Source organism: Armatimonadota bacterium (assembly GCA_031459715.1).
In the GTDB taxonomy this organism is placed as follows: domain Bacteria; phylum Sysuimicrobiota; class Sysuimicrobiia; order Sysuimicrobiales; family Humicultoraceae; genus Humicultor; species Humicultor tengchongensis.
Map to the genome: position 1 here is coordinate 37,120 of JAVKIA010000013.1, position 16,197 is coordinate 53,316.

The following is a 16,197-nucleotide window of genomic DNA, read 5'->3' on the forward strand; positions in this document are numbered from 1 at the left end:
CTACTGCGGCAGGGTCTCCAGGAATGCGTCAAGCTCAGCACGCCAGGGGAATGACACCTGGGTTCCCACCCGCGTCACCGAGATGGCGGCCGCCGCATTGGCCAGATGCACCCCCCGCCGTAGCGGCGCTCCCTGAGCCAGAAAATACGCCAGGGTGCCGATGAAGGCATCGCCCGCGCCCGTGGAATCCACGGCCTTGACGGGAATTGCAGGCGCCAGCGTGACGCCGGCCGGATCTGCCACCAGGGCGCCTCGCTCCCCCAGCGTGATGATTGCAGCCCCAGCACCGGTAGCCAGCAGTTGCCGGGCGGCACTCTCGGCGTGGGGAAGGTCCCGGATGGGGAGGCCCGTAATGGCCTCGGCCTCTGTCTCGTTGGGGGCGATCACGTCACTCAGCCTGACCAGTTCCTGGGGAAGAGGTTGTCCCGGCGCGGGATTGAATATGGTCAGCGCTCGTCCGTCCTGCTTGGCCAGCCGCAGTGCCTCGGCGGTCACCTCCAGCGGCACCTCGAGTTGGCAGACGACCACATCCGCCCTGGTAATGGCCTCTCGGGCCCGGTGGACATCCTCGGGGGTGAGGCCGAAGTTGGCGCCGGGGACGATTACGATCATATTGCGCCCCTCGTCGTCGACGAAAATGGGGGCCACGCCGGAGAAGCGTTGTTCATCCCACAGCACGTATGTGGTGTCGATGCCCTGCTGCTGGTAGTTCCTGAAGATGTATTCCCCGAACATATCCCGGCCGAGCTTGGTAATCATCGTTACCCTGGCCCCGAGCTTGCGGGCCATCACCGCCTGATTGGCGCCCTTCCCTCCGCAGCCCAGGTGGAAGAACCGGCCGATCAGGGTCTCTCCCAGCTTGGGTAACCGGGGCACCTTCGTCAACAGGTCCATATTGGAAGCCCCAAGCACACAGACCCACGGCTCCGTGGCCTGCATGGATTTCACCTCACGAGTATTGTCTGCGGGTATCCACCGGTCTGGATCGCCCCCCACCGGCCGTCGATGAGCCACAACGGGTCCATGCTCTGCTGGACTTCCGCTTGGCCTTCCCGCAGCCCGGTGATCAATTCCGATTTCAATGTCCTCAGGGTCACGAATGCCGTGGGGAAGTAGGAGGTGGCGTGTCGGAACGATGCGGTGGGAGGCCAGTGGGCATCCCCCAGCAGCCGGCGGTAGTTCAGATCGCCCTTCAGGATGGCGAGATCTGCGCCGGCGAGTTCCTGGCGGAGATCCGCAGGCAGCTGGAAATAGAACAGGCAGCTGGTGTAAAACCAGTGCGTCTGCAGTGTCAGGCGGCCGGCACGCAGGTGGGCGACGATGCGGTCGTGCAGTCCCTGGGCTGCGTCACCGGCCGGGGGCAGGGCCGCCAGCGCGGCATGCAGGTCGGCCGGGGTAGCGTCAGAGACGAAGAAGGGGTGCATCTTGAGGTGCAGGACCACGGTGCGGGCCAGGCCCCCCGCCAGCAGGAAATCTGCCAGGGCCACATCCATGAGTAGTTCCGTGCCGGCATTGTCGACGAGGATGGCGACGCGCTGTAATTGCTGTGACGCCAAACGCTCCCACACCCACGCAGACTCATCGACGATCAGCCTGGCCTGGTCGTGCCTGACTCCAACTTCGCGCCCGCAGGCCACCGTCGCGGGGAAACTCAGGTCCATGCGGTTTCCCCACAAACTGGCATGGAGCAGTCGCCAGAAGCGTTGAAGCGTATCATCAGGGAGCTCCCGGCACAGCGAGTCTACCAGTCGGGGAGCCCGCTCCAGCTCCAGTTCAGCTCGTTTCATCACCGCAAAGGGGTCAAACGCATACCAGGGGCCAGGCTGGAAATAGCGGGTGGCCTCCAGCACGCGACGGTAGAAGAACGCCTCTGCCCAATACCAGGGAACCTCAAACCAGCTTCGCCTCAGGTACGGTTGTGATACCGTGTCCCAGAACGCCCTATCCCGCGCTCGCTCCCCCAGGGAGCGGATGACGCTGCCTGCAATTTCGTTGCCCAGCTCCTCCAGCGCCCTCCTGATCTCCGGCGGAAACGGATTCAGCTCCATGACCTGCTGGATGATGTTCGGCACTCGCACCCTGAACGTATACTGTGCGAAGGAGTTGGGCTCAGAGGTCAGGATGGGAGGCGGAAGGAGGTGCGGGTCGATAGCCGGGGCCGGGATGTCGGACACGCTCACGTCACTGCGCCCCCGGGTGCAGCGGCGACCTGCCGGCTGTCCTCAGGGTCACAGGGCCTGCCCGCGGTAGGCCCAGCCGGTGAGCTGCCGCTCGATGACGGCGAAAAGGACGAACAGCGCCACCCCCATCGCTGCCACCACCACCAGACCGGCGAAGACCAGGGGCACCTCGAAGCGGGAGCTGGCGGCGATCATCAGGTAGCCGATCCCCCGGTTGGCCGCCACCGTCTCCGAGATCACCGCGCCCACGAAGGCCAGGGTCGCCGCCACCTTCAGTGAGGCGAAGAAGTAGGGGAGGGAGCGGGGGATGCCGATCTTCAAGAAGATCTCCCGCTTGCTCGCTCCCAGCGACCGCAGCACGTCCTGCAGCTCAGGTTCCAGGGTGGCCAGGCCCGTGGCCACGTTGACGACGATGGGAAAGAAGGAGATGAGGAACGCCGTGAGGATGGCCGGGATGGTGCCGATGCCGAACCAGATGACCAGCACCGGGACGATGGCTACCTTAGGGATGCTGTTGAAGGCGACCAGCAGGGGGTAGAGCGCGCGGTAGACCAGGGTGGAATAGCCGATGGCCAGCCCCAGCCCCATCCCCCCGGCCAGCGCCAGCCCGAAACCCACCAGCGTGGTGTAGAGGGTCTGTGCCGCGTTGAACCAGATGGCCTCCTGCCACTTCAGGTACGCGGTCCACACAGCGGTCGGCCCGGGCAGGATGAAGACCGGGATGCGCAATAGAGTCACCAGCCCCTCCCAGAGGACAAAGGCCCCCAGGATCACCAGCCCCGGCGGCACCCACTCCCGCCAGCGCAGCCGGCGCATCAACGTCCTCCCCCCTCGCCGATGTGTCGGCGGACGGCGTGGTAGGTCTCGGTGAATGCCGGGGTGAACGTGTCCTCCAGGGAGCGCGGTCGACCCAGGGGTACGGCGGTCTCGTAGACCAACCGGCCGGGGCGGGGGCTCATCACGTAGACCACGTCCGCCAGGAAGATGGCTTCACGCAGGTCGTGCGTCACCAGGAAGACGGTGAACCGTCGCTCCAGCCACAGCCCCTGCAGTACCAGCCACAGCTCCTCGCGGGTGAAGGCGTCCAGGGCGCCGAAGGGCTCATCCAGCAGGAGCAGCTCCGGCTGGTGGATGAGGGCGCGGCACAGGCTCACCCGCTGCTGCTGCCCGCCCGACATCTCCCAGGGGTGGCGCTGGCCGAACCCGTCCATGCCCACCGAGGCCAGCAGCATCCGGGCCCGCTCTGCGTACTCCGCCCGGTGCTGCCGGAAGCGCCGCTTGTGGGGTTCAACGATTTCCAGCGGTAGCAGCACGTTGTCCAAGGTGCGCCGCCAGGGCAGGAGGATGGGGTTCTGAAAGGCCATCCCCACGTTCTTCTGCGGCCCGCGCACCGGCACGCCGCCCACCCAGACCTCTCCGCGGGTGGGGCGGAGCAGCCCGGCCAGCAGTTTCAGCAGCGTGGTCTTCCCGCACCCGCTGGGCCCGGTGACGGCGACGAAGGCGCCCCGGGGGACGCCCAGAGTCACATCTTCCACCGCGGCGATGGTCTGCCCCTCGTGCTGGTAACTGGCGCTGACGTGCTCCAGGCGCACGAAGAACCCGGTCACCGCGGTGACAGTCACGCGTTGATGCGTCTGCACATCGCTCGCCTTGTCTCGGTCGGCGTGGGCGGAGAGGCCGGCGGCGTCTCCGCCCACGGATTCACGGTCGCAGTGCGGGCAACATGCGGTCCTTCTTCGGCGGAAGGAACTTGCCGTTGAACACCTCGTACCACTTGGGTCTGGTCGGCAGGCCGAAGGCCTCGGCCACCGCATCGATGGCCCGGGCCAGCCGCTCGGTGCGCACCCCGCCGAAGCCGTCAGCGGCCACCTCCCGGGTGAGGACGTTAGTGCGCAACGCCAGCAGCAGGCGCTCCAGCTCCACGCTCTCGTTGACCAGGGGGTCGCGCTTCTTGATGGCAGCGATGGCCTCCTGCGGGTTGGTGACGGAGTCCTTCACCCCGGCGATGAAGGCACGCACGAACCCGCGCAGCGCTTCCGGCTCGCGGTCCGCCAGCGCCTTGGGCACCATGACCGCATTGCCGTACAGCGGCAGGCCGTAGTCGCTGTACAGGAAGGCGACGATGTCCTCGGGCCTGACGCCGGCGACCTTCAAGTTGATGAACGCCGTGAAGTAGAAGCCCGTGATGGCGTTAACGGTTCCGCGGATCAACGAGGGCTCACGCAGCGGAGCGTCCATGCTCACCCACTCCACGGACTCGGGGTGGATTCCCACCGCCCGGGCGAAGACCGGGAAGAGACGGCGCGGCGCGTCCCCCACCGGCGCGCCCAGCTTCTTGCCTACCAGGTCCTGCGGCGTGCGGATACCTTCCCGGCGCAGTGTGAGGATGGAAAAGGGTGGGGAATTGAGCAGGATGGCGATGGCCACCAGCTCCTTGCCGGGATTGCGGGCGTTGAACTCGATCATGGAGTTGATGTCCGCGTACCCAAGGTCGTAGGCTCCACCCGCGATCTTGGTCACCGCGTCCGCCGAGCCGAAGCCGCGGTCGACGGTCAGGGTGATCCCCTCCCGGGCGTAGTAGCCCTTCTCCAGGGCCACCAGGAAGGGGGCCTGCGGCCCCTGCATAAGCCAGTCCAGGGTGAACTTCCAGGTCACCGGCCTGCGCTGCGCCGGCGACGGGGCAGGCAGCAGCATTGCCACCAGCAGGATGGTGCACAGCGCCAGCATCGGCAGATTCCATCGCCCTCTCATGGGACCCCCTCCCGTTCGGGTGTGCTCTCGGTGGACACTGGAGTACTTCCCTGGCTGCCTGAGGGATTCCTTGAGGAGGAGGGGCCGTGCTGCCGCGGCCTCCGCGTCCTGCGGGCGGGTTGACAGCGGGGGCCGGGCCAGCTAGAGTACGGCGGGAGGATAAATGAGTGAGCGCCCACTCATTTATCCCTTGGTTGGCTGGAGATGCCCCGCGTCACCCCTGAGGCCAAGGCCCGCCTGGAGGAGGCCCGCCGCGCCCAGATCCTGGCAGCGGCGGCCCGCGTCTTTGCCCGCCGTGGCTACCACCGGGCCACCGTGGCTGAGGTCGCCCGGGCGGCGCGGCTCTCCGAGGGCAGCATCTACAACTATTTCCGGGGCAAGGAAGACCTCCTGGTGCACATCCCCACCCGTCTCATCCAGCCCATCCTCCTGCCACTGCTGCAGCGGGGGCCGGAACTGGGTGATGCGGACGACCTGGAGCGGCTCCTGCTGGCTTTTGCCTCCGGGATCGTGCGGGAGGTGCCGGCGCGGGCCCGCTTCCTCAAGGTGTTCCTCTCGGCGCTCCCCTCCCTCAGCCCTGCGGCCAGGAAGAAGTACATGGAGGTGCTGCCGATCTACGCGGCAGGCGTCCTGGAGGAGGTGTTCCGCCAGGGAGTACGCCGCGGCCTGCTGCGCCGCGACCTCAATCCGGTCATTGCCTCCCGGATCTTTCCCGGGATGCTCCTGGTCTTCGTGTTGATGCAGGAGGTGTTGCTGGAGCGCCGCCTGGTCCCCTACCCCTACGATGACATCGTCAGGGAGGCGGTACGGATCTTCCTGTATGGCGCCGCAGCCGCAGCGCCGGAGAGCAATGGGCTGCACCCCCGCCCCGGAGGAACCGGGGGGCGGAGGGGAGCTGTGCGGAGAGGATCCCTGTAGAGCAGCCCTTTAGAGGAGCTGGCGAAGGGGAGCCCTGCGAAGATGAGCCCTGCACACATGACTCCTGAGAGCCCGCGCCACTCGCCGGAGTGGATTCTGCGTCTCCTTCTGGTGCTGCTCCTGGCGGGAGGGGCCTGGGCGGGCGTTGTCTCCCTGCGCAATACCCGCGGGGAGAGTGATGTTCTCACCGCCTCCGGGACCGTTGAGGCCTCCCAGGTCAGCGTGGCCAGCAAGGTCCCCGGACGGATCCTCCGGCTGCACGCCGCCGAGGGGGAGACGGTGCGCGCCGGGGTGCCGCTGGTGACCATCGAGGGTCGCGAGCTGCAGGCGCAGCTGGCCCAGGCGCGGGCCGCCGTGGCCGCCTCCCGCGCCCGGCTGGCACTGGCCCAGGCGGCGGTGACGCTGCAGGAGCGGCTGCTGGAGGCGGCGGTGGCCCAGGCGGAGGCCACCCTGGAGGCCGCACGGACGCGGCTGCAGCAGGCGCGGGAGGCGCGGGACCTGACGGCGGCGCAGGTGGCCGAGGCGGTGCGTCAGGCGGAGGCGGCGCTGGCGGCGGCGCGCGCCAGCAGCGAGGTGGCCCGGGTCAGCCATGAGAAGGCCGCGAGGGATCTGGCCCGCCTGCAGGCCCTCTACCGCGACGGCGCCGTCAGCGCGCAGCAGGTGGACGCGGCGCAGGCCGCCGTGGACACCGCCAGGGCCCAGGCAGTTGCGGCCCGGGAGGTCGTCCGCCAGGCGGAGGCGGCGCTGCAGCTGGCGCGGGCCAACCTGCGACAGGTAGAGATCCGCCAGCGTGATGTGGCCGCGGCGCAGGCGCAGGTGCGTCAGGCGGAGGCGGCCACGCGCTCCGCCCGTGCGGGGGAGGTGACGCTGAGCCAGCGCCGTGCCGATGTGGCCGCAGCGGCCGCCCAGGTGGCGCAGGCTGAGGCCGGTGTCCAGCTCCTCCTCAGCCAGCAGGAGAACCTCGTGCTGACCTCGCCCATCGACGGCGTGGTCGTGGCCAGGCACGCCAGGGAGGGGGAGGTAGTCGCCGCAGGGGCGCCCGTGCTCACCGTGGCGGACCTGGAGGAGGTCTGGGTGCGCCTGTTTGTCCCCCTGCCGCACCTGGGAAGGGTTGTTCTGGGGCAGCCGGTGGAGGTCAGGACTGATGCCTTGCCTCAGCGGACGTTCCACGGCAGCGTCACCGAGATCGCCCAGCAGGCGGAGTTCACCCCGAAGAACGTGCAGACTCAGGAGGAGCGGGTCAAGCTGGTCTTTGCGGTCAAGGTAACCATCCCCAATCCTGACCATCTGCTCAAACCGGGGATGCCGGCCGACGCCACCATCCGCCTCGCCCCCCGCCGGGAGCCCGCGCAGGGCCGGCGATGATCGTCGTCACCGAGCTGACCAGGCGCTTCGGCGAGACGGTGGCTGTGGACCGCGTCTCCCTGGAGGTCGGTCGCGGCGAGCTCTTCGGCCTCCTGGGGCCGGACGGCGCGGGAAAGACCACCCTGTTGCGCATGCTCTGCGGCATCCTGGCGCCCAGCGAGGGCACCGCGCGCGTCGGTGGCGCCGACGTCCGCGCGGCGCCGGATGAGGTGAAGGCGGTAGTGGGCTACGTGCCCCAGGCCTTCGCCCTGTGGCGCGACCTGACCGTGCTGGAGAACCTGCAGTTCATCGCCGAGACCTATGCCCTGGCCCGTCCGGTCATGGCCGAGCGCATGCAGCGCCTGCTGGCCTTCAGCCGTCTGTCGCCCTTCGCCCGTCGCCAGGCCGAGCACCTCTCCGGGGGGATGCGGCAGAAGCTGGCGCTGGCCGCGGCGCTGATCCACGAGCCGGAAGTCCTGTTGCTGGACGAGCCCACTACCGGCGTGGACCCGGTCTCGCGCCGCGAGTTCTGGCAGATCCTCTACGAGCTCAACCGGCAGGGGAAGACCGTGATCCTGGCCACCCCATACATGGACGAGGCGGAGCGCTGCACGCGGGTGGCGCTGATGCATCGCGGGCGCATCCTCAGCGTGGGGTCCCCGGGGGAGATGAAGGAGCGCCTTCCGGGAGTCCTGCTGGAGGTGGTGGCCGAGCCGAGGCGAGCGGCCCTGGCCGTGGCCCGCCGCATGCCCCAGGTGCGGCAGAGCACGCTCTTCGGGGAGAGCCTGCACCTGCTGGTGTCTGACGCGGGCGCAGCCGGGCCCATCCGGTTGCGGCTGGCCGCGGAGGGGATCACCGTGCAGGAGATCCGGCCTCTGGAGCCTTCCCTGGAAGACGTCTTCGTGGCGCTGCTTGCGCCGGGAGTCTGATGACGCAGGCCGTGGCGGGGGAGCCGGCCGTGGAGGCCCGGGGCCTGACCAAACGCTTCGGCGAGTTCGTCGCCGTGGACCACATCGACCTCACCATCGCCCGCGGCGAGGTCTTTGGCTTTCTCGGGCCCAACGGCGCCGGCAAAACCACCACTATTCGCATGCTATGCGGCCTGTTGCCGCCCACCGCGGGGACGGCGTACGTGCTGGGCGTCGACGTCCGCCGCGATCCCGAAGCGGTCAAGGCGCGCGTGGGCTACATGGGGCAGCGCGCCAGCATGTACGATGACCTCAGCGTGGGCGAGCTGCTGCACTTCTACGGCCGCATCTACGGCCTGCCGCCCCGGGAGCGGGCGCGGAAGGTCCGGGCCTGGCTGGAGGAGGCGGGACTGGCCGGCAGGGAGCGGCAGCTGGTGGGCACCCTCCCCAGCGGGTGGCGGCAGCGCGTGGCTCTGGGCTGCGCCGTCCTGCACCGCCCCGAGCTTCTGCTGCTGGACGAGCCCACGTCGGGGATCGACCCCCTGCAGCGGCGCGGGTTCTGGGAGCTGATCTACCGCTTCGCCGACGAGGGGACCACCGTGCTGGTGACCACCCACTACATGGATGAGGCGGAGCACTGCACCACCCTGGCCTTCATCCACGGAGGGCGCATCGTCGCCCAGGGCAGCCCCGCGTGGATCAAGCACACCGCCATCCGCGGGGGGCTGCTGGAGGTCCTGGCCGACCCCTGGGCGGAGGCGCTGGCTGTGCTGGGCGACCTGCCCGTGGTGCGGGACGCAGCGCTGCACGGGGTGGCCATCCGCGCCCTGGTGGACGACCCCCATGGGGCGGTGCCTCAGGTGGCCGATGCCCTGCGGACCCGAGGGGTGCTGGTGCGGCGCATCGCCCCCCGCGGCCCCTCTCTGGAGGAGGTCTTCATCTCCCTGGTGGAGCCCGCGGAGACGCCCGCCGCAGCGCAGTCCCCACCGGCCACCACCCCCAATAGAGGACCGAGTGGTGGGTAGGCGCCTGGCCGCCATTATCATCAAGGAGTTCGTGCAGCTGGCGCGCGACCGGCGCACCCTGGCCATGGCGTTGCTCATGCCGGTGATCCAGCTCCTGCTCTTCGGCTACGCCATCACCACGGAGGTGGAGCACCTGCCCACGGTGGTATTCGATCAGTCACAGAGCCAGGAGAGCCGGGCGCTGCTGCAGCGCTTCGTCAACTCCCGCTTCTTCCACATCACGGCGTATGCCGCCAACCTGCAGGAGGTGCAGGCCCGCATCGATGGCGGGTCTGCCCGCGTGGGAATCGTCATTCCTCCGGACCTGGCCCAGGCGCTGCAGGCCGGCCGCCCCGCCCGGGTGCAGGTGATCGTAGACGCGTCCGACCCGCTGGTGGCCCGGAGCGCCCTCTCCACGGCGGAGGCCATCGGGCAGGTGGCGTCGCTGGAGATCGCCACCCGCCTGCTGAGCAGGGCCGGTGTGCCCGTGCGCGGCACGCCGCTGGAGGTGCGCACCCGCGCCTGGTACAACCCCGACCTGCGCAGCGTGAACTTCATGGTGCCGGGCCTGCTGGCGGTGATCCTGAGCATGCTCACGCTAATGCTCACGGCCATCGCCATCGTCCGGGAGCGCGAGCTGGGGACGCTGGAGCAACTCGTGGCCACCCCCATCCGCCGCGCGGAGCTCATGCTGGGGAAGATCCTCCCGTACGTGGTGCTGGGCTACCTGGACATCACCCTGGCCCTCCTGATTGGAGCCTACTGGTTCCGCGTCCCCATCCGCGGCAGTCTCCTGCTGCTCTACGCGCTGGCGCTGGTCTTCTACCTGACCACGCTGGGACAGGGCATCCTGGTTTCCACTGTCTCCCGCACGCAGCGCCAGGCCATGCAGGCGGCCTTCTTCGTCTTCCTGCCCACGGTGTTGCTCTCAGGCTTCATGTTTCCCCGGGAAGGCATGCCGCCGGTCATCCAGTGGATCGGTTACGCCATCCCCCTGACCTACTTCCTGATCATCGTCCGCGGTATCATCCTGAAAGGGATCGGCCTGGCGGAGCTGGGCAGTCAGATCGTCCCCCTGGCCATTCTGGGCATGGTCTTCTTCACCGCAAGCGTCCTGCGCTTTCAGAAGCGGCTGGAATAGGCCCAAGAAGCTCCTTCCATCCTCTTGTCATTGTCATCACAGCACTGGTGGTTTCACCTCTCCGCGCGCAAGAGGCGACATTCCTTGTCGTGCCCGGCAAGTCGCTGGGGTCCTATGAGTTGACGTGGAGCATCGATCGCTTCAGGCAAGAACTTGGAGATCCCCTACAGGTGCTTGACTACAATACTGACCGCATTGGCGCAACCGGGGTCGGGTTCCCGAACGTACCTCTGCGAGGTCACTTATGGATTGGGTGGGAGATAGTCACGCGGCCTGACCTGAACAATCGTGTCATCTCGATCCATGTCCACATGGTGCGTGATCCAGCAAGAAACGCGCATAATCTCCGATACCGGACTGCGGAGGGGCTCGGTTTGGGTTCCACGCGGACAGAAATCGAGAATGTGTATGGCAAGGCAAACTGGGAGTTCCAAACACGGGACAGGATTTTCCGCTGGTATGCAAGCGGTATTAGCTTCATGGCCTCGATTATCTCCATGCCGACGCCGATTCCCCCAGCGATCTTGTACCGTTGGCAGGCGTGGCCAGGCGCCATCGGGCGCCGACCCGAGGGGAACTCGGGCGCCTACCTGAGGAGAAATTCGGGCTCCCGGCGGATTTCGGCCAGTGCCAGTGGGCGGGTAGCCTGGGCCAGGAGGGGCTACCCGTATGGATCCGCGCCGCGGATTTCTCTTCACCCGCGCCAGCGTACCTGGGAGCGGGCATCACGCGCTGCACCGGGAGATCCTGCGCCGTACCTTCCGGGAGCAGCGTCAGACGTTGCAGCAGGCGCGGGAGACCCTCCGCCGGGAGCGGGAGCAGCGGTCCCGGCTGCTGAGGGAACACCGCCAGGCCTTCCTCCGTGCCCGCGCGCAGGCCAAGCGCGAGGGACGCACCCTGCTGAAGATCCTCGACAACCTCCCCCGCCTAGTCTAACGTTTCCTTCTGGGTTGCACTCCGGCGCGGGGTGGCTCGCCGCCACGGGATGGAGGAGCGGTGATGGACGAGCCCCGAGGGGCCAATCGGTTCCTGGGAGGTCTGCTGTTGCTGGGGTTGGGAGTGCTCTTCCTCCTCAGCAACTTCGGTTACTTCTCCTGGGCAGCTCTGGGCCGCTGGTGGCCGCTGGTCCTCATCGCCATCGGCCTGATCATCCTGCTGCGGCGGTCTTCCACGGAGCCTGCCGCCGGGCCGCCGCTTTCTCCCGCTGAGCCCCCTTCCCCCGCACCAGCTGGACCGTGGGTGGTCCGGCCACGACGGAGCTTTCCCACCAACGCCGTCATCCTCATCGGGCTCGGCTTGGCCTTCCTCATCGACGAGGCCCTGGGCGGGCGGGCCCTCCCCGCGCTCATCCTCATCGTCCTCGGGGGAGCGTTGCTGCTGCGCGACTGGTACGGGCGCAGCCGCTGACCGGGGCGCAGGGCGCACCACCGGAGACCACCGGAGGGTCGCGATTTCCTCCTTGATCTGCTTGAGGCTGCAGACCTTGCACGTGTTGGGGTTCCTGGGGGTGCGCCGCACCCCCGCAGCACGCGCGGGGGATGGCACAGATCCCTGCCGCCAGGAGTCCTCTCCGGCGGCGTCAAAAGGAGCGCGCAGCACTCGGGGGGTGTCGTGGCCGACTCTTCGCTGACCGTGGTGGTGGCCGGGGCGAGCGGGCACCTGGGCTCTGCGCTCGTCGCCCTGCTGCAGCACCAGGGGCACCGCGTCCGCCGGCTCGTGCGCAGCCCCCGCCCCAGTACCCTTGAGGCGGTGCCCTGGAATCCGGAGGCCGGGACCATCGACGCGGCGGCGCTGGAAGGGGTCGACGCCGTGATCAATCTGGCCGGGGAGCGCATCGCCGCCGTGCGCTGGACACAGGCGAAGAAGGCGCGCATCGCCGGCAGCCGGGTGGGCGGGACGCGGCTGCTGGCGGAGACGCTGGCCGCGCTGGCGCGGCGTCCCCGCGTCTTCCTCTCCGCCTCGGCCGTGGGCTATTACGGGGACCGGGGAGCGGAGGTACTCACCGAGGAGAGCCCCCCGGGCGACACCTACCTGGCACGCCTCTGCCGCGAGTGGGAGGCCGCGGCGGAGCCAGCGCGGCGCGCCGGTATCCGCGTGGTGCACCTGCGGACCGCCAACGTCCTGGACGCGCGGCGGGGCTTCCTGGTACCCCTGCTGCCGCTGTTTCGCCTGGGCCTGGGCGGGCGTCTGGGCAGCGGCAGGCAGTACATGCCCTGGATCACCATCGACGACTGGGTGCAGGCGGTCGGTCACCTGCTGACTGCGGAGACCGTGGATGGGCCGGTGAACCTGGCCGCCCCTCAGCCGGTGACCAACGCGGAGTTCACCCGCACGCTGGCTCGAGTGCTCGGTCGTCCGGCGTTCTTTGTGGTGCCGGCCTTCGTCCTGCGCCTGGTCATGGGGGAGCTCGGCCGGGAAATCCTGGCCAGCCAGCGGGTCTACCCGGCGCGGCTGCTGGCCTCCGGTTTCACCTTCCGTTACCCCTCGCTGGAAGAGGCACTGCACCACCTGCTGCGGTGAGACGGCTCTCGCTACGGTGAGAGAGGCCCTTGCTGCGGTGGGCCGCTCTTACTGCGTTGAGGCCGCTCCACCCGCTTGTGGATGGTTGGGACGGCACGCGCGGGGATCCCCCTGTGGGTACGGGCGGAGACTGGGGGAGGTAGGGGTTGGGCAAAACTACCGCTGGTGGAACCGCAGCCCGACCGGCTTCCCTCCCGGATCCGCCAGGCCGCCATGCTCCTGGCGCTGGCAGCGGGGGTCGTCTACCTGGTCTGGCGGCTTTTCTTCACCCTGAACACGCAGGCCCTCTGGCTGGCCCTCCCCGTCTGGGCGGCCGAGCTCTACGGGGTCGCGGCCGCCGGCCTGCTCTTCTTCACGGCGTGGCGCCCCACGCGGCGGTCCGCCCCGCCGGCCCTCCCCGGACGCAGCGTTGACGTCCTGATAGTGGTCAGGGACGAGCCCCCCTGGATGGTGCGTCGTGCCGTGCTGGGAGCCCTCGCCCTGCGCTACCCGCACGCCACCTGGGTGCTCGATGCCGGCGGCAGGCCGGAGGTGGCGCAGATGGCCGGGGAGTTCGGCTGCCGCTACCTGGCGGCGGCAGGCGGCAGCAGGGCGGAGACGCTGAACCGGGCGCTGGCCGACAGCCACGCCGAGTTCGTCGCCGTCTTCGACGCCGACCAGGTCTCTGCTCCCGAGTTCCTCGACCGCACCTTGGGCTACTTCGCCGACCCCCGGGTGGCTTTCGTCCAGACCTCGCAGGACTTCTACAACGTTGACTCCTACCAGCACCGGTTCGATGTGGAGTCCCGGCGTACGTGGCACGACCAGGTCCTCTTCTTCCGCGTGATCCAGCCGGGGAAGGACCGCTGGAACGCCGCACTCTACACCGGCACCTGCGCGGTCTTGCGGCGCAGCGCTCTGGAGGATGCGGGCGGCTTCGCCCCGGAGGTGGTGGCGGAAGGTCTCCATACCTCCCTGCGCCTGCACGGACGCGGGTGGAGGTCGGTCTACCACAACGAGGTTCTGGCCTACGGCCTGGCCGCGGTGGCCGCCGGCCCCTACCACGCGCAGCGCCTGCGCTGGGACCGAGGGGCGATGCAGCTCCTGCGCTGCGCCAACCCCCTCACCGTCCGTGGCCTCTCCCTGCCCCAGCGCCTCAGCTACCTGGCCACGCTGACCGCCCCCCTGGAAGGCTGGCAGAAGCTCGTCTTCTATCTGACGCCGCCCGTCTACCTGTTCACGGGGATCCTACCGGTGCGTGCGCTGGAGGCGGCCCTCCTCGCCCGCCTCGGCCTGGTCTACGGCTTGCTGCTGCTGGCCTACAAGCTGGCCTGCCGCGGCCACGGCATGGCCCTGCTCAACGCGCACTACAGCATGGTGCGCTTCTACACCTCAATCAAGAGCACAGCCGCCCTGCTCCGGAGGGCCCGCGGCCAAGAAGAGTTCCGCCCTCCCGTGGCTTCAGACCGCCCGCCCTGGCCGGTGCTCCTGCCCGTGCTCTTTGTCTTCACCACCAACGACCTGGCCGTCTACGCGGGCACCACGCGCTTCGTCCTGGGCGTGGATCCGGACCCGCTGGGATATGCGGGCAACCTCCTGTGGGCCTCCTGGCACGTCTGGCTGACCATCTGGGCCGTGTGGTTCGCCCTGAAGAAGGTAGAGCGGCGAGCGCGGTACCGCCTTCCCGTGGCCGTGCCCGTGCGCTACGCGGGCGAGCAAGGAGACACCGGCATTGGTGTCCTGGTGGACATCCACGAGGAGGGAGCGGGCCTGCTGGTGCCGCAGGTCCCCTTCGAGGCCAAGCAAGTCTGGGTGCAGTTCCTCTGGTTCGACCAGCGCGTCGGCCTGGACGGTGAGGTGGTCTTCCAGCGGGAGACGCCTAACGGGCTGCACGTGGGACTGCGCCTGCGGGGGCTGCGCCCCGAGACGCGGGACTTCCTCACCTCGTTTGTCATCCTCTTTGCCCAGCGGAAGTTTGTGGCGGAGGTGAGCCGCCCCATGGACCGGCTGGGAGCCGCTGCCTGGCGGCGGGAACGGCGGCGCACCCCGCGACGGCGCTGGCATCTTCCTGTGCGCGTCGAGGTGGACGGAGACGAGGTCTGGGGGGTCACCCAGGACGTGAGCGAGCGCGGCGCCCTGGTCCTCTTCCCACAGCCGCTGGCCGTGGGCTCCACCTTCCGTCTCGCCGCCTGGACCAGCCGCGTGGCTCACACCGCCACGGTGGTGCACAGCGAGGTCATCGAACTGCCGCCGTACACCCTCTACCGCGCCGGTCTGCGCATCACGCCGGCGCCGCTGGGCGCGCCGGTGCGGCGGGCCAGCCCTCCACAGGTCCGGACCCGCGCCTAGCCTGCGCCCCCGAAGGCCTGCGGGTACTGGAGCGCGGCCTGCAGCGCCCGCCTGGTGAATACGGTGGCCAGGTGACGCCGGTAGTCGGCGGAGGCGAAGATATCAGCGTTGACCTCCACACCCTCCGCCGCCTTCGCCGCCGCCGCCGCCAGCGCCTCCGCTGTCGGAGCAATCCCCTGCAACGCCTCCTCCACCGCCACTGCCCGGTAGGGGACCGGCGCCACGCCGGTGACACCCACCCGCACCTGAGTGCAGCGGCCCCCGCGGTCTGTGGTCACCAGGGCGGCTACGCCCACCACGGCGAAGCCTGAGGCGGGGTGGGGAAACTTCAGGTAGGCGCTCCCCGAGCCCGGCGGTGGCAGCGGCAGGCGCACCTCCACCAGGATCTCCCCCGGGCGCAGCGCCGTGGCATACAGGCCAGTGAAGAACTCGCCCGCGGCGATCCTGCGCCGTCCCTCCATCCCCTCCGCCACCACCTCCGCCTCCAGGGCCAGCACAGCGGCCGGATAGTCAGCGGCAGGGTCGGCGTGGGCCAGGCTACCGCCGATCGTCCCCATGTTCCGCACCTGGAGGTCGCCGATGCACGCCGCAGTCTGCGGCAGCAGGGGGATATGCTGCCGCAGCAGGTCCGAGGACTCGATCATCCAGTGGGTGGTCATCGCCCCCACCACCACACGGCCATCTTCCAGGCGGATGCCGCGCAGGTCGTCGATCCGCCTCAGGTCGATGAGGTGCGCGGGGGTGGCCAGGCGCAGCTTCATCAGCGGCAGGAGGCTGTGGCCGCCCGCCAGCAGCCTGGCCTTGTCGCCGTGAGTGGCCAGCAGCTGCAGGGCTTCCCTCAGCGATGCGGGCGCGTGGTAGGCAAACGGCGCCGGAATCACACCCCACTGTTACGCGGGCAGCTGGCGTCTTCCCTGCCGGCGACAAGGGGCCCCGGGGCGGCGGCGAATGTAGGAGAGTTCCTGGAAGAGGCTGGTATGGACGACCGGACCATCGAGGTCCTGGACGACGTGATCAACGTGGCGGGGCACCGCATCGGCACCTACGGAGACCTTGAAGGAGAAGAGGGTCAGGGGGGATGAAGCGCAAGCCGACAGTCACCA

Annotated in this window: 15 protein-coding genes; 9 read left to right on the plus strand and 6 right to left on the minus strand. The window is 69.0% G+C overall.

All coding sequences use genetic code 11. From position 1 onward, the window contains the following. The 5 genes from rbsK to QN152_06860 form a co-directional block, all read right to left on the minus strand. Positions 1-939 carry a ribokinase gene (gene rbsK, locus QN152_06840; GenBank protein MDR7539235.1) on the minus strand — a complete coding sequence of 313 codons (939 nt, stop codon included), beginning with the start codon at positions 937-939 and terminating at the stop codon, positions 1-3. Between the two features lie 5 nt (positions 940-944). Further along, the gene (locus tag QN152_06845) at positions 945-2,180 is read right to left on the minus strand and encodes a damage-control phosphatase ARMT1 family protein (GenBank protein ID MDR7539236.1); all 1,236 of its coding nucleotides are present in this window, start codon (positions 2,178-2,180) and stop codon (positions 945-947) included. 48 nt (positions 2,181-2,228) lie between these two features. Further along, a complete protein-coding gene (locus QN152_06850; protein ID MDR7539237.1) occupies positions 2,229-2,996 on the minus strand; it encodes an ABC transporter permease in 768 nt (255 codons plus the stop codon). Beyond that, a complete protein-coding gene (locus tag QN152_06855) occupies positions 2,996-3,772 on the minus strand; it encodes an ABC transporter ATP-binding protein (GenBank protein MDR7539238.1) in 777 nt (258 codons plus the stop codon). Before QN152_06855 ends, QN152_06850 begins: the two co-directional genes overlap by 1 nt. A 109-nt stretch (positions 3,773-3,881) precedes the next feature. Then, complete coding sequence (locus tag QN152_06860; protein ID MDR7539239.1) at positions 3,882-4,931, minus strand: ABC transporter substrate-binding protein; 1,050 nt, start codon at positions 4,929-4,931, stop codon at positions 3,882-3,884. A 204-nt stretch (positions 4,932-5,135) separates the two neighbouring features. Between QN152_06860 and QN152_06865 the strand changes: the two genes are divergently transcribed. From QN152_06865 to QN152_06905, 9 genes are all read left to right on the plus strand, one after another. After that, positions 5,136-5,849: a TetR/AcrR family transcriptional regulator gene (locus QN152_06865; GenBank protein ID MDR7539240.1), complete on the plus strand. Its 714-nt coding sequence runs from the start codon at positions 5,136-5,138 to the stop codon at positions 5,847-5,849. Positions 5,850-5,906: 57 nt separating this feature from the next. After that, positions 5,907-7,214, plus strand: a complete 1,308-nt coding sequence (locus QN152_06870) for an efflux RND transporter periplasmic adaptor subunit (protein MDR7539241.1) — start codon at positions 5,907-5,909, stop codon at positions 7,212-7,214. After that, complete coding sequence (locus tag QN152_06875) at positions 7,211-8,122, plus strand: ABC transporter ATP-binding protein (GenBank protein MDR7539242.1); 912 nt, start codon at positions 7,211-7,213, stop codon at positions 8,120-8,122. Before QN152_06870 ends, QN152_06875 begins: the two co-directional genes overlap by 4 nt. Further along, the gene (locus QN152_06880; GenBank protein ID MDR7539243.1) at positions 8,122-9,126 is read left to right on the plus strand and encodes an ABC transporter ATP-binding protein; all 1,005 of its coding nucleotides are present in this window, start codon (positions 8,122-8,124) and stop codon (positions 9,124-9,126) included. The genes QN152_06875 and QN152_06880 overlap by 1 nt, the downstream gene beginning before the upstream one ends. Beyond that, positions 9,119-10,246: an ABC transporter permease gene (locus QN152_06885; GenBank protein MDR7539244.1), complete on the plus strand. Its 1,128-nt coding sequence runs from the start codon at positions 9,119-9,121 to the stop codon at positions 10,244-10,246. Before QN152_06880 ends, QN152_06885 begins: the two co-directional genes overlap by 8 nt. Positions 10,247-10,915: 669 nt before the next feature. Beyond that, positions 10,916-11,182, plus strand: coding sequence for a hypothetical protein (locus QN152_06890; GenBank protein ID MDR7539245.1), 267 nt, complete (start codon positions 10,916-10,918; stop codon positions 11,180-11,182). Positions 11,183-11,245: 63 nt separating this feature from the next. Beyond that, the gene (locus QN152_06895; GenBank protein MDR7539246.1) at positions 11,246-11,653 is read left to right on the plus strand and encodes a DUF5668 domain-containing protein; all 408 of its coding nucleotides are present in this window, start codon (positions 11,246-11,248) and stop codon (positions 11,651-11,653) included. A gap of 204 nt (positions 11,654-11,857) precedes the next feature. Continuing rightward, positions 11,858-12,766 (plus strand): TIGR01777 family oxidoreductase, encoded by a 909-nt coding sequence (locus tag QN152_06900; GenBank protein MDR7539247.1) that lies wholly within the window; start codon positions 11,858-11,860, stop codon positions 12,764-12,766. A 165-nt stretch (positions 12,767-12,931) separates the two neighbouring features. Then, on the plus strand, positions 12,932-15,094 hold the full coding sequence (locus QN152_06905; GenBank protein ID MDR7539248.1) for a glycosyltransferase: 2,163 nt from the start codon (positions 12,932-12,934) through the stop codon (positions 15,092-15,094). Here QN152_06905 and QN152_06910 read toward each other — a convergent pair. After that, entirely contained in the window at positions 15,091-15,975 is an 885-nt protein-coding gene (locus QN152_06910; protein MDR7539249.1) for a xanthine dehydrogenase family protein subunit M, read from the minus strand. The genes QN152_06905 and QN152_06910 overlap by 4 nt on opposite strands. Positions 15,976-16,197 lie beyond the last annotated feature (222 nt).